Raw genomic sequence first — 13,707 nt, forward strand, 5'->3', positions numbered from 1 at the left:
ATAGAAAAAAGGATATATATATATATATTATAATTAAATATATATTCATTAGTATATAATATATATACAAATGAAAAATTTAAAGGGGCAATGTAAATGAATGAACCTATTTATAAACAAATAGAGAGCTATATTAAAAATTTAATACAATCTAAAACTTTAAAGCAGGGTGAACTGATTCCATCGGAAAAACAGTTAAGTGAAGAGTTTAATGTTACTAGAATGACTGTAAGATCAGCGTTGAATAATTTAGTCAAAGATGGATATATAACTAGACAAAGAGGTGTAGGGAGTATTGTTTTAGCGAATAAGGTCTATGATAATATTTCTGCTGTAAGTGGATTTACAGAGGAAATGAAAAGTAAGGGATATGAAGTTTCTAACATACTAGTAGAACTTAATATTGTAGAAGCTGATGAAGAACTTATGAAAAAGTTAAATATTACAGAAAAAGAAAATGTGTGGGAAATAAAGAGAATAAGATTAGCTAATAATATAAAACTTTCTTATATGGAAACTTATATGCCAGTAAAATTATTTCCAAATTTAAAAAAATCTCATTGTGAAAGTTCCTTATACAATTATGTTGAGAAAATTTGTGGATATAAAATTGCTATGTCGGAACGAGAAGTTAGTTCAGTTTTAGCTAATGATGAATTAATAAATTTATTAGATTTGACAAAGCCAGAGGCATTACTTTATATAAGTCAGATCTGTAAACTACAAAGTAGTGAAGTGTTTGAATATTCTCATACATATCATTATGGATATACATTAACTTTAAGTGCTGTATCTGAATAATCAGGTGCAGTTTTATTTTACGAAAAAACTAGGAAAATGTTTTTACAAAGGTGTTGAAATGTATATACATTTAAATTATAATATATATAACAATACAAATAACATATATATGAATCAAATTTAAATAGGGTTTATATATAAGGAATAATAACTAAATAATAAAATTACAAATCTAAAGAAAACGTTTTAGAGAATTTAAAAATATTTAAAAGGAGGATTATTATGGGAGCAATAATGAAATTTATGGATAAGTATGTTATCCCAGTAGCAGGAAAATTAGGTGCACAAAGACATTTGGTAGCTGTAAGAGATGGTTTCGTAGCGATGATACCTATAACTATGATAGGAGCTGTAGCTACATTAGTAAATAATTTACCAGTAGATGCTTATAAAAACTTTATGGCAAAAATATTTGGTGAAAACTGGACTATGCTAGGTGGAGATTTATGGTGGGGATCAATTGCCACTATGGCGTTATTCTTAGTTGTATCTATAGCATATAATCTTGCTAAATCTTATGATGAAGATGGACTACAAGCAGGACTTATAGCTTTAGCTATTTTCTTTATAATGGCTCCACAAGTTGCCAATATAAAAACAGATGCTGGAGAATTGATTACTGCAGGTGGATTTATCCCCTCTGGATATGTATCTAACTCAGCGTTATTTTCAGCTATAGTAATCGGATTACTTTCAACCGAATTATTTGTTAGATTATCTAGAATAAAGAAAATGACTATAAAAATGCCTGATGGTGTACCACCGGCAGTAGCGAAATCTTTTGCTAAGCTTATACCAGGTATGTTAACAATAGCAGTATTTGGAATTATAGGAGTTCTAATCAAGAAATTTACAGGTGGATTATTCTTAAATGATTTACTAACAACATATTTAGCAGCACCACTTAAAGGAGTAGCAGATTCACTTGGATCAACAATGTTAATAACTTTCTTTATACATGCATTATGGACTATCGGGCTTCATGGGGCAAATATAGCAATGCCTGTAACTGAAACTTTATTAATGGATTTAGGGGCAGAAAATGCGGCTTTAGCTCAAGCTGGAGCTACACATGGGTATCATGTATTTGCAGGGTCATTCCTTGATGCATTTGTATATTTAGGTGGATCAGGTATGATACTTGGATTAATAATAGCTTTAATAATAGCAGGTAGAAGACGTAAAGATATGATAGCTTTAGGGTTAGCACCATCATGTTTCAATATAAGTGAACCAGTTATATTTGGATTACCAATAGTATTAAATCCAATATATATGATACCTTTCGTATTAGCTCCGGTTATATGTTCGGCAGTTGCTTATATGGCTATAAAAATTGGATGGGTCATGCCGGTAATAATGCCTAAAATACCATGGGTTACACCTCCGATAATTGGGGGAGTAATGGCTACAGGTCACTGGAGTGGAGGAGCTTTAGCAGCTGTTAATCTATTAATATCAATAGTAATTTATATACCGTTTGTAATAGCATCAGAAAAAATAGAGAAAAGAAAAGGAACTTTAGTTCCAGCTCAGGGAAATGATGATGACTTTAGTTTTGACGATTTAGAATTATAAGACACGATAGGAGACTCAAATTATGAAAAAAGGACTAAAAATAGTAACTATAGGTGGAGGTTCTAGTTATACTCCAGAGCTTGTAGAAGGATTTATAAAAAGATATGAAGAACTTCCAGTAAAAGAATTATGGTTGGTTGATATAGAGCAAGGGAAAGATAAGTTGGAGACAGTGGGCAATCTAGCTAAAAGAATGGTAAAAAAAGCTGGAGTAGATATGGAGATTCACCTAACTTTAGATAGAAGAGAAGCTTTAAAGGATGCTGATTTTGTAACTACTCAGTTAAGAGTGGGATTATTAGAAGCTAGAATTAAAGATGAAAGGATACCTTTATCACATGGAGTTATAGGTCAAGAAACTAATGGAGCAGGTGGATTATTTAAAGCATTAAGAACTGTTCCTGTAGTACTTGATATAATAAAAGATGTCGAGGAGTTATGTCCTAAAGCTTGGATAGTAAACTTTACTAATCCTACGGGAATAATAACTGAAGCAGTATTTAGATACACAAATTTTAAAAACTATATAGGCTTGTGTAATGTACCTATAGGCATGAGAAATGGAATAGCTAAATTATTTGAAGTTGAAAATGATAGAATAAAAATGGACTTTGCTGGTCTTAATCATATGGTTTATGGATTAAATGTATCTTTAGATGGAGTAGATGTTACTGAAGAGGCTATAGATAAATTTGTACATTCCAAATTAACAGTACAAAATATAAAGGCTATAGAATTTAATGCTGAGTTTATTAAAGATTTAGGGCTGGTTCCTTGTCCATATCACAGATATTATTATAAAACTAAAGAAATGTTACAAGAAGAGCTAGGAGAATTTGCAAAAGGAAAAGCTAGAGGTCAGGTAGTTAAAGAATTAGAAGACCAGTTATTTGAATTATATAAAGATGAAAATTTAGATATAAAACCACCTCAATTAGAAAAAAGAGGAGGAGCATATTATAGTGATGCGGCATGTAACTTAATAAGTTCTATATATAATGATAAACAGGATATTCAAGTTGTTAATACATTGAATAATGGAGCTATAAGAAACTTTAGAGATAATCAAGGGGTTGAAGTTAGTAGTGTTATAACTAAGAATGGACCTAAACCATTATCGATAGGGTATTTACCAGATGCTGTAGATGGATTAGTAAGTCAAATTAAATCATTTGAATTATTGGCTGCTAAAGCTGCTGTATATGGAGATTATGATGCTGCATATCTTGCACTTTGCATAAATCCATTAATACCATCAGATGATTTAGCTAAAATAATATTAGATGAGATGATGGAAGCTCATAAGGAATATTTACCTCAATTTAAAAAAATTTAAATTAATATTTATAAAGATGAATTAAACTTTTATGGATTATAATAAATAAAAAGAGAGTTAGAAATGTGTACTAAACCCCAATTGTTGGACTAAAATCTAACAATTGGGGTGTTTTTATATATCAAAATATAATTATAAATTTAGAGCAATTAGTTACATATATGATATAATTATTAAAAAATAATATTTAGCATTTATTAGGATTTGGAGAATTTATATGAAAAAAATATATTTTATATTAGTGTTTATAATTATTTTATTAGCATCATTCTTTATATTTAAATTTAAAGATAAGGTTGATAATGAATATAAATATATTAAAGAAAATAACTATAATAAGGAAAATATGGAACCTATATCAAAGGAAAATGCATTAAGAGTATTAAAATCCAAATATGGAGATGGCGTATCTAATACTGAAGAAGATATAAAATTAGTTGGAGATGAATATTTAGTAGATGTACATATAAAAATAGAAGATGAAGAAGATATTCATCAAAATGAAAAACATGAACATAATCAAAGTATGGGTATTCATAAAATAAATATATATAGCGGTGAAATTGTAGAAAATAAATAAAAAAGAGTGATCAGCTCCTTTATATATATTTATACAAAAATAAACCCTATAGCAAGTAAACACTCTTTTTCTAGTGTCAACTTTCTAGGGTTTATTTTAAAGGTAATATTTTTTGTTTTATTATTAAACTAAACGAGTTCCTTCTTCATTTTGTGTAATTAATCCCTTTTTCATAAGTACACCTAAAGTACGTTTAAAGTTTTTCTTACTACAGTTAAATAAAGATGCTATATCAGCAGGATCTGACTTATCGTTATAAGGCATAAATCCTCTAGATGCATTATTTAAATGGTTTATTATTTTTTCTTCAAGTTCATTTAATTCTTGCTCTCTTCCTTGTCTTGGAGTAAGGCCTAATTTACCATCTTCATAAATCTTAATAACATTTAAATTTAACTGATCGCCTATATTAAGCTCAGTGAAATATTCATTATTAAGTATAACTCCTGCATATTTATTATCTATACAAATCATAGCACTATCGTTTGTTTGGAAGCCGTAAACAACACCTTTAACATTATCTCCAATGTTATACTCATGATCAGTAGTTAAATGCTCATCTACTTTAGTAGTAGCTGCTATTCTATCTGACTTATCTAAGTATAAGTAGAATAAATATTTACCACCTTTTTTGATATCGTAGTGTTTAGAACTAAAAGGTACTAATATATCTTTTTCTAAACCTATATTTATGAAGTAACCAATGTTAGTAGCATCTACAACTTCGAAATATCCCACTTCATTTATTTTAGCTAAAGGAGCATTTAAAGTAGCTGCTAGTTTATCTTTAGAGTCTCTATATACGAATACATTAACTTCATCTCCTGGTATTAAAACTTCATAATTAGTAAATTTTCTATGCATGAAAATATCATCTTTAGTATTTCCTGTTTTAGCATCTAAAAAGAAACCAAATTCAGCTTTTCTAGCTATTGTTAATTTATTGAAATCACCTATTTTTATCAATTTTATTCACCTCTTTGTTTAATATTTCAAATTATATATTCTATTATAATACCATATTTATGGGTATCTTATAAATAAATTGTAATATAAGTAAATTTTTATAACAAATAAATAGAAAGTATTGAAGTAAAATATAAATGATAGTATAATTGGTATATACCAAAATTGGTATATACCATAATGAAAAGAGTGGTGAATAAAATTGAAGTTAGTAGATAAAAATAGTCAAATTCCCTTACATATACAACTTATGAATATAATAAGAGATATGATTAGCTCGGGTGAACTTAAGGCTGAAGACTCAATAATGCCTGAGAGAGAACTTTGTAATATTCAAAATGTAAGCAGGATGACAGTTAATAAAGCTATAGTGAATTTAGTAAATGAAGGTTTTTTATATAGAGTACAGGGAAAAGGTACTTTCGTATCAGCTGCGAAACAAAGGAATAGGTTTTCTAGCATGAAGGGATTTACTGAAGTTATGAAAGAAAAAGGAATTCATATAAAAACAGATATATTATCTTTTGAGGAAGATAATAACGATGAATATATAAGGAAAGAATTAAAAATAGAAGATGAGAATCAAAAGATATATAGAGTAGAAAGGTTAAGGTATATAGAGGATGAACCATTTGGAATAGAAATAAGTTATATACCAAAGAGTATATGTTTGAATTTAAAATCAGATTTAAAAAACAACAATTCGCTATATTCTATACTGAGTGAAAATTACAGCTATAAAATGAAAAGGGCTGAACAAATAATAGAGCCTATTATATTATCAAATCAAGAAGCTGAATTATTACAACAGGATATAGGAACATTAGCTTTAAAGTTAAAAAGAACTTCATATATAGATGGAGATATACCAGTTGAGTATACGATATCTATATTTAGAAGTGATAAATATCAATATGAAATATTACTAAATGCATAGGGGGGAGATAAGAATGAAAGCTATAATAAATGGAAAGATTCTTTTAAGAAATGAGATTTTAGAAAATAAAGTACTTGTATTTGATAAAAAAATAATAGATATAACAGATCAAGCACCAAAAGATTGTGAAATTATAGATGCAAGTGGAAAATTAGTGTCACCAGGATTAATCGATATACACATACACGGTAATATGGGTAAAGATACTATGGAAGGTAGCGATGAAGCGATAGATATAATATCAAAATCCATATCTAGACATGGGGTAACTTCTTATTTACCAACGACTATGACTATGGATGAATTATCAATTGAAGAGGCTCTTAATTCAATAAAAAGAGGTATGAGTAGAGAAATAGATGGAGCTAAAGTTTTGGGAGCTCACTTAGAAGGTCCTTTTATAAACAAAATATATAAAGGTGCTCAAAATGGAAATTATATAGTTAATCCAAGTTATGAATTTGTAAAAAAATACGAGGATGTAATTAAGGTTATAACATATGCTCCAGAAGAAGATATAGATTTTAAATTTACTAAGGATATAAAAGAAAATACAAACATAGTATTATCTATAGGTCATAGTGCGGCAACATTTATACAAGCAAGAGACGCTATAAGATTAGGAGCAAGTAATATAACTCACACATTTAATGGAATGACAGGTTTAAATCACAGAGATCCAGGGGTTGTAGGGGTAGCATTAACTACAGATGCCTATTGTGAATTTATATGTGATACTATCCATATAACAAAGGATCTATTCCAATTTATATTAGATAGTAAAGGTAAAGAAAAAATCATCTTAATAACTGACTCAATGGAAGCTGGAGGATTAGAAAATGGCACTTATAGCTTGGGAGGGCAAGCTGTTATAGTTAAAGATGGAGCAGCTAGACTAGAAAGTGGTTCTTTAGCAGGTAGTGTCTCAAGTTTAAATTCAATGGTAAAGAATTTTTATGAAAATACTAATTTAAATATAAATGAGGCGGTACATTTAGCATCACTTAATCCAGCTAAATCATTAGGTATAGATAATAAAAAAGGTAGTTTAGATATAGGAAAAGATGCAGATATAGCTATATTTGATAATGATTTAAACTGCACTATGAGTATATCAAATGGAGAAATAATATTTAAATAAATATATAATAGATGGTGGAGGATGAATATGAGAATATTAGTTTGTAAAAATTATGACGAAATGAGTAAAAGAGCAGCTCAAATGATAGCAAGTCAAGTAATATTAAAGTCCGATTCTATATTAGGATTAGCTACAGGGAGTACGCCTATAGGAATGTATAAAAATTTAGTTAATATGTATAACAATGGGGAATTAGATTTTTCTGATGTTAAAACTTTCAACTTAGATGAATATTATAAACTTCCAAGAGATAATAATCAAAGCTATTATTGCTTTATGCATGAAAACTTATTTAATTATATAAATGTAAAAGAAGAAAATATAAATATACCTAATGGAATGAATGAAGATGTAGAAGATGAATGTAGAAACTATGATCAAGCTATAAAAAATATAGATGGTGTAGATATACAAGTTTTAGGAATAGGAAACAATGCACACATAGGTTTTAATGAACCATCAGATGCATTTGCAAGATATACTAATTTAGTAGATTTAAAAGAATCTACAATAAAAGCGAATGCGAGATTTTTTGACTCAATAGATGATGTTCCTAAAAAAGCTGTAACTATGGGGATAGGTTCAATATTTTCAGCTAAAAAAATAATGCTTTTAGCCTCAGGTGAAGGTAAAGCTGATGCCATATATAATACAGTACATGGACCTGTCACTCCAGAAGTACCGTCTTCTATACTTCAGTTTCACTCCGATGTTGTATTGATTCTAGATGAAGAAGCGGCAAGTAAGTTAGATAAAAAAGACTATAAATTTATATAATTTAAAGATGAAAAGCCTGTTGTTAGACAGGTTTTTTATTTTATTTAAATTTTATAAAAGGAATAAAATAGTAAAATACGAATGAAAAACTATAATTAGGCATACTAAACTTTATAAATATTAATATAAACAGTAAAAAAACATTAAATCTACAAAAGGTTTGAAATACTAGTTTCTTTACTTATATAAATAGTGAAAAAAATTTTAAAAACTATTGAAATATATGCTTGAATTTTATATAATATGATTTGTTGTTTAGAAATTTTAAACAAAAGGTTTAGTAAAAATGAGTGAAATTAGGAGGTGGACCATGGATATAGGTGAAAAAATAAAACGATTAAGAATTGAAAAGCAGTTAACGCAAGAAGAGTTAGCCAATAGGTGTGAACTTTCTAAAGGATTTATATCTCAATTAGAAAACAATTTAACATCACCATCCATTGCTACGCTTATAGATATATTAGAAATTTTAGGAACTAATCTTAAAGAGTTTTTTAATGAAATGGATAATGAAAAAATTTGCTTCACTAAAGAAGATATGTTTGAGACTGAAGATGAAGAATTAAAATATACATTTAAATGGTTAGTTCCAAATTCTCAAAAAAATGAGATGGAACCAATAATAATAACTTTATCTCCAGGCGGACAGTACAAAGAAGAGAAACCACATGAAGGTGAAGAATTTGGATATGTGTTAGCTGGTTCTATTTACTTACACATAGGAGATAAGAAAAATAAAGTTAGAAAAGGTGAAAGTTTCTATTTTAAACCTAGAGCGAATCATTATATATCAAATGCAGGAAAAACAGAAGCGAAAGTTATTTGGGTGAGTACTCCACCGTCATTTTAAAAGAAAGAGGTGATATATTTGTTAGAAAATATAATAGAGCTAAAAAACTTATCTAAAAGTTATGATGATAATCAAGTTTTAGATAACTTAAGTTTAGATATAAAAAAGAATGAATTTTTAACATTATTAGGACCAAGTGGATGTGGTAAAACTACAACACTAAAAATAATAGCAGGATTTGAATATGCGGATGATGGAAAGGTATTATTTGAAGAGAATAATATTACAGATATACCACCGTATGAAAGGCAAATAAATACAGTATTCCAAAAATATGCTTTATTTCCTCATATGAATATATATGAAAATATAGCTTTTGGATTGAAAATTAAAAAACTACCGAAAGACGAAATAGATAAGAAAGTAAAAGAAATGCTAAAATTAGTTGCGCTTGAGGGATTTGAAAAAAGACAAGTGGATTCTTTAAGTGGAGGACAACAACAAAGGGTAGCTATAGCTAGAGCTTTAGTTAATGAACCTAAAGTTTTATTATTAGATGAACCGTTAGGAGCACTAGATTTAAAACTAAGAAAAGAAATGCAAATGGAACTTAAAAAGATACAAAAGAAGCTAGGAATAACATTTATATTTGTAACTCATGATCAAGAAGAGGCTCTTACTATGTCTGATAAGATAATAGTAATGAATAAAGGTAAAATTCAGCAAATGGGTACTCCACAAGATATATATAATGAACCTGAAAATTCATTTGTAGCTAGGTTTATAGGAGAAAGCAATATATTTGATGGAGTTATGTTAGAAGATTACTTAGTTGAATTTTGTGGAAGGATATTTAAGTGTGTAGATAAAGACTTTGATAAAAATGAAGATATTGAAGTTGTAATAAGACCAGAAGATATAAAAATGGTAGAACCTGATAAAGGAATGTTAAAAGGGAAAGTTACATCTGTGCTATTCAAGGGCGTTCATTATGAAATTGAAGTGAATGAAAATGGAAGAGTTTGGATACTACACAACACACAAAGTGCACAAATAGGAAAAGAGCTAGGACTAGATATATACCCAGAAGATATTCATATAATGAGAAAAGTGAGTGAATAAATATGAAAAAAAATAAATCCTTTCTTGCGTACCCATATATTATATGGAGTGCATTATTTATAGTTATACCTCTGATACTTGTATTGTTTTTCAGTTTTACAATTGAAGATGGAAATAAAATGGTGTTTTCTTTAGAGAATTACCAACGATTAATTAATCCTATTTATTTAAAGGTATTTTTAAGATCTATAATACTAGCTGGAACATCAACAGTTATATGCTTATTAGTGGGTTATCCGGTTGCATATATAATTTCGAAAGCTCATATAAGCAAAAGAAATACTTTAATATTATTATTTATACTTCCTATGTGGATGAATTTTCTTTTAAGAACTTATGCATGGGTTGCTATTTTAGGTAAAAATGGGATATTAAATTCTTTCTTAGGTTTATTTGGTGTAGAACCTGTAACATTACTTTATACAAATTTTGCAATATTACTTGGAATGGTATATAACTTCCTACCATTTATGGTATTACCTATATATACATCATTATCTAAAATGGATAATGACTTAATAAATGCAGCAAAAGACTTAGGGGCAAATAGCTTCCAGGTATTCACTAAAGTTATATTTCCATTAAGTGTACCGGGTGTTATATCAGGAATAACTATGGTGTTTATGCCAGCGGTAACTACATTTGCTATATCTAGATTACTAGGTGGTGGTAAATTCATGTTATTAGGAGACTTAATAGAACAACAATTTACAGTAGTTGGAGATTGGAATTTTGGATCAGCGATATCGATATTTATGATGATTGTAATATTAATATCTATGGCTGTTATGTCTAGATTTGAGGATGACAGTGATAAAGAAGGCGGTGGGTTATTATTTTAAAGAAGTTAATATCTAATATATATTTAACGCTAGTTTTTTTGTTTTTATATGCACCGATAATGGCGTTAGCAGTATTTTCATTTAATGATTCTAAATCTATGGCCCACTGGGGTGGATTTACATTTAAATGGTATCAACAACTTATTCATAATGATAGCATAATGAATGCGCTATACTATACAATAGTGGTTGCTATAATATCTTCTATAGTAGCAACTATTGTAGGTACAATAAGTGCTATTGGAATACACAAAATGAGAGGTAAAAAAAGAAAGCTAATATTAAACATAAATTACTTACCTGTATTAAATCCAGATATAGTTACAGCTGTAGCTTTAATGAGTTTATTTGTTTTCTTAAACTTAGAATTTGGATTTATGACAATGCTATTATCTCATATAATGTTTAGTATACCTTATGTAATACTATCAGTGCTTCCAAAAATAAAACAGCTTCCTCAAAATATAGAAGAAGCTGCTATGGATTTAGGTGCAACACCTATGTATGCATTGAGAAAAGTTGTATTACCTCAAATAAAGCCAGGTATAATATCTGGATTTTTAATTGCGTTTACTATGTCGATTGATGACTTTATAATAAGTTTCTTTAATACAGGAAATGGAGTTAGTAACCTTTCAATAGAAATATATGGAATGGCAAGAAGAGGTATAAAACCAGAAATAAATGCATTATCTACTATAATGTTTACTGTGGTATTGATATTATTATTAATATCAAACAAAAAACAATCTATAGTAAGGGGCGATGAATAATATGAAATTTAAAAAAATATCAGTACTAATTACTATAGGAGCTTTGGTTTCATCTATGCTTACAGGTTGTGGAGCAACAGATTCAAAAAAAGTTTTAAATGTATATAATGTCGGAGATTATATAGATGAAAGTCTTATACCTATATTTGAAAAAAGAACAGGTATAGATGTTCAATATGAAACTTATGATACAAATGAAATGATGTACCAAAAAGTTAAAAGTGGAAGTACTAATTATGATTTAATATTTCCATCTGACTATATGGTAGAAAAAATGAAGAAGGAAAACTTACTTCAAAAAATAGATTTTAAAAATATACCTAATATAAAGTATATAGACAAAAGTTTCATGAGCCCTGTGTATGATAAAGAGAGTGCATATAGTGTTCCTTACATGTGGGGAACATTTGGTATTTTATATAATAAAAAAATGGTACATGAAAAAGTAGATAGTTGGGATATATTATGGAATCCAAAGTATGAAGGTAATATAATGATGTTTGATTCTGTTAGAGATACTATAGGAATAGCCTTGAAAAAACTTGGTTATAGTATGAACACAACTAACCCTAAAGAAATTCAAGAAGCTATGAAAGAATTAATGAAGCAAAAGGATTTAGTATTAGCATATGTGAATGATGAAGGTAAGGACAGACTTTTAGGAGAAGAAGCTGCTATGGGTATAATATACTCAGGAGATGCTGTTACTTTAATGGAGCAAAATCCTAATTTAGCATATGCAATACCTAAAGAAGGTACTAATAAATGGGTAGATGCCATGGCAATACCTAAAACAGCTCAGAATAAAAAAGAAGCTGAGATGTTTATAAACTTCTTATTAGATCCAGAAATTGCAAAAATAAATGCTGAATATATTGGATATTCCACACCTAATATAGGAGCTCTTGAATTATTAGATCCAGAAGTAACTAAAAATCAAGTTGCATATCCATCAAAAGATGTAATGAATAAGACTGAGACTTTTAGGGATTTAGGAGATAAAATAAGATTATACGATGAAGCATGGATACAGTTAAAATCTAAATAAAAATATATGAAAAAGCTCATTTTAATATTAAAATGAGCTTTTTCATATAATATAATAAATTAAGTGTATATTATAAAATAAATATAGCAAACCTTTGATTTTAAAATATATAATCAATTATATATAATATGAATTACGAAAAGGAGGTAACTATGGCGAGGAAAATAAGGAAAAAATTTAGAAAAAAATTCAGAATTAAAGCGAAGACAAAAAAGAAAATAGCTAAAAATTCTAAAATAATAATTATAGTGTCATGCATTTTATTAGGTCTATATATTTGTGTTGATGATAATAAATATGAATATGAAATTATAACTAGAGAAGATGTAAAAATGGAAGAAGAAAAATTTCAATTTATAAAGCAAATTGAAAAAGGAGCTAGAATAAGTTATAAAAAATATGGAGTACTGCCATCGATAACTGTAGCACAGGCTATACTTGAATCTGGATGGGGGCAGTCAGAATTAACAAAGGAGAGTAATAATTTATTTGGAATAAAAGCAGATGATAGTTGGGATGGTAAAGTTACAGAAGTCATAACAACAGAAAATTATAGCGATAAGGTTGTTGCGAAATTTAGAAAATACAACTCTTTAGAGGATTCGATAAAAGATCATGCTAAGTTTTTAAAAGAAAACAAAAGATACGAAGAAGGTGGTTTGTTTTTAAGTGATGATTATAAAGAACAAGCTCAATCGTTGGAAAATGCAGGGTATAGTACTAAAAAGAACGAATCTGGAGAAGCTATATATGCAGATATATTAGTGGATTTAATAGAAAGGTATAAATTGGATTTAATGGATTAATAAAAAAAATAAAAAAGTGTTGACTTATGAAAATAAGGATGATATTATTATATATGTGCTCAAGAGAGCAGACAAGAACTTTGAAAATTAAACAGTAGGTTAATTATAAAAATTCTTTTTAAAAGAATTAAACACAAACAACCAAGCCAGATATTCAGATAATGATTAGCTGAGCGATGGACAACTTTTTAAATTATATTTGAGAGTTTG

General features: G+C 28.3%; 14 protein-coding genes. 13 read left to right on the forward strand and 1 reads right to left on the reverse strand.

Translation table 11 applies throughout. From position 1 onward, the window contains the following. Positions 1–96 precede the first annotated feature (96 nt). From ACRCYC_RS16995 to ACRCYC_RS17010, 4 genes are all read left to right on the forward strand, one after another. Positions 97–801 carry a GntR family transcriptional regulator gene (locus tag ACRCYC_RS16995; RefSeq protein ID WP_438620289.1) on the forward strand — a complete coding sequence of 235 codons (705 nt, stop codon included), beginning with the start codon at positions 97–99 and terminating at the stop codon, positions 799–801. Positions 802–1,023: 222 nt separating this feature from the next. Next, on the forward strand, positions 1,024–2,379 hold the full coding sequence (locus ACRCYC_RS17000; RefSeq protein ID WP_438620290.1) for a PTS sugar transporter subunit IIC: 1,356 nt from the start codon (positions 1,024–1,026) through the stop codon (positions 2,377–2,379). 22 nt (positions 2,380–2,401) lie between these two features. Next, positions 2,402–3,715, forward strand: coding sequence for a 6-phospho-beta-glucosidase (locus ACRCYC_RS17005; protein ID WP_438620291.1), 1,314 nt, complete (start codon positions 2,402–2,404; stop codon positions 3,713–3,715). Positions 3,716–3,932: 217 nt separating this feature from the next. Then, positions 3,933–4,295 carry a hypothetical protein gene (locus tag ACRCYC_RS17010; protein WP_438620292.1) on the forward strand — a complete coding sequence of 121 codons (363 nt, stop codon included), beginning with the start codon at positions 3,933–3,935 and terminating at the stop codon, positions 4,293–4,295. A 123-nt stretch (positions 4,296–4,418) separates the two neighbouring features. Here the strand turns inward: ACRCYC_RS17010 and ACRCYC_RS17015 are convergent, their stop codons facing one another. Beyond that, positions 4,419–5,261: a CvfB family protein gene (locus ACRCYC_RS17015; RefSeq protein WP_438620293.1), complete on the reverse strand. Its 843-nt coding sequence runs from the start codon at positions 5,259–5,261 to the stop codon at positions 4,419–4,421. A gap of 250 nt (positions 5,262–5,511) precedes the next feature. Here ACRCYC_RS17015 and ACRCYC_RS17020 point away from each other — a divergent pair, with 250 nt between their 5' ends. The 9 genes from ACRCYC_RS17020 to ACRCYC_RS17060 all read left to right on the forward strand — a co-directional run bounded on the left by ACRCYC_RS17020 (position 5,512) and on the right by ACRCYC_RS17060 (position 13,497). Continuing rightward, positions 5,512–6,198 carry a GntR family transcriptional regulator gene (locus ACRCYC_RS17020; protein ID WP_438620294.1) on the forward strand — a complete coding sequence of 229 codons (687 nt, stop codon included), beginning with the start codon at positions 5,512–5,514 and terminating at the stop codon, positions 6,196–6,198. 13 nt (positions 6,199–6,211) lie between these two features. Continuing rightward, on the forward strand, positions 6,212–7,339 hold the full coding sequence (gene nagA / locus ACRCYC_RS17025; RefSeq protein WP_438620295.1) for an N-acetylglucosamine-6-phosphate deacetylase: 1,128 nt from the start codon (positions 6,212–6,214) through the stop codon (positions 7,337–7,339). 27 nt (positions 7,340–7,366) lie between these two features. Then, on the forward strand, positions 7,367–8,116 hold the full coding sequence (nagB, locus tag ACRCYC_RS17030; RefSeq protein ID WP_438620296.1) for a glucosamine-6-phosphate deaminase: 750 nt from the start codon (positions 7,367–7,369) through the stop codon (positions 8,114–8,116). Between the two features lie 310 nt (positions 8,117–8,426). Then, complete coding sequence (locus ACRCYC_RS17035; protein WP_438620297.1) at positions 8,427–8,966, forward strand: helix-turn-helix domain-containing protein; 540 nt, start codon at positions 8,427–8,429, stop codon at positions 8,964–8,966. An 18-nt stretch (positions 8,967–8,984) separates the two neighbouring features. Next, on the forward strand, positions 8,985–10,028 hold the full coding sequence (gene potA, locus ACRCYC_RS17040; protein WP_438620298.1) for a spermidine/putrescine ABC transporter ATP-binding protein: 1,044 nt from the start codon (positions 8,985–8,987) through the stop codon (positions 10,026–10,028). Between the two features lie 2 nt (positions 10,029–10,030). Then, positions 10,031–10,870, forward strand: coding sequence for an ABC transporter permease (locus ACRCYC_RS17045; protein ID WP_332587061.1), 840 nt, complete (start codon positions 10,031–10,033; stop codon positions 10,868–10,870). Positions 10,871–10,968: 98 nt separating this feature from the next. Then, positions 10,969–11,643, forward strand: a complete 675-nt coding sequence (locus tag ACRCYC_RS17050) for an ABC transporter permease (protein WP_438620301.1) — start codon at positions 10,969–10,971, stop codon at positions 11,641–11,643. Beyond that, the gene (locus tag ACRCYC_RS17055) at positions 11,636–12,691 is read left to right on the forward strand and encodes an ABC transporter substrate-binding protein (RefSeq protein ID WP_438620299.1); all 1,056 of its coding nucleotides are present in this window, start codon (positions 11,636–11,638) and stop codon (positions 12,689–12,691) included. The genes ACRCYC_RS17050 and ACRCYC_RS17055 overlap by 8 nt, the downstream gene beginning before the upstream one ends. A gap of 152 nt (positions 12,692–12,843) precedes the next feature. Then, positions 12,844–13,497, forward strand: coding sequence for a glycoside hydrolase family 73 protein (locus ACRCYC_RS17060; RefSeq protein WP_438620300.1), 654 nt, complete (start codon positions 12,844–12,846; stop codon positions 13,495–13,497). Positions 13,498–13,707 lie beyond the last annotated feature (210 nt).

Origin of the sequence: Paraclostridium sp. (assembly GCF_051657365.1) — a bacterium.
Lineage (GTDB): Bacteria > Bacillota > Clostridia > Peptostreptococcales > Peptostreptococcaceae > Paraclostridium.

Excerpts from the sequence above, each read along its gene's own strand:
- ACRCYC_RS16995 (WP_438620289.1), top strand. The coding sequence starts at position 97 with ATGAATGAACCTATTTATAAACAAATAGAGAGCTATATTAAAAATTTA.
- ACRCYC_RS17000 (WP_438620290.1), top strand. The coding sequence starts at position 1,024 with ATGGGAGCAATAATGAAATTTATGGATAAGTATGTTATCCCAGTAGCA.
- ACRCYC_RS17005 (WP_438620291.1), top strand. The coding sequence starts at position 2,402 with ATGAAAAAAGGACTAAAAATAGTAACTATAGGTGGAGGTTCTAGTTAT.
- ACRCYC_RS17010 (WP_438620292.1), top strand. The coding sequence starts at position 3,933 with ATGAAAAAAATATATTTTATATTAGTGTTTATAATTATTTTATTAGCA.
- ACRCYC_RS17020 (WP_438620294.1), top strand. The coding sequence starts at position 5,512 with ATGAATATAATAAGAGATATGATTAGCTCGGGTGAACTTAAGGCTGAA.
- nagA (WP_438620295.1), top strand. The coding sequence starts at position 6,212 with ATGAAAGCTATAATAAATGGAAAGATTCTTTTAAGAAATGAGATTTTA.
- nagB (WP_438620296.1), top strand. The coding sequence starts at position 7,367 with ATGAGAATATTAGTTTGTAAAAATTATGACGAAATGAGTAAAAGAGCA.
- ACRCYC_RS17035 (WP_438620297.1), top strand. The coding sequence starts at position 8,427 with ATGGATATAGGTGAAAAAATAAAACGATTAAGAATTGAAAAGCAGTTA.
- ACRCYC_RS17045 (WP_332587061.1), top strand. The coding sequence starts at position 10,031 with ATGAAAAAAAATAAATCCTTTCTTGCGTACCCATATATTATATGGAGT.
- ACRCYC_RS17050 (WP_438620301.1), top strand. The coding sequence starts at position 10,969 with ATGGCCCACTGGGGTGGATTTACATTTAAATGGTATCAACAACTTATT.
- ACRCYC_RS17055 (WP_438620299.1), top strand. The coding sequence starts at position 11,636 with ATGAATAATATGAAATTTAAAAAAATATCAGTACTAATTACTATAGGA.
- ACRCYC_RS17060 (WP_438620300.1), top strand. The coding sequence starts at position 12,844 with ATGGCGAGGAAAATAAGGAAAAAATTTAGAAAAAAATTCAGAATTAAA.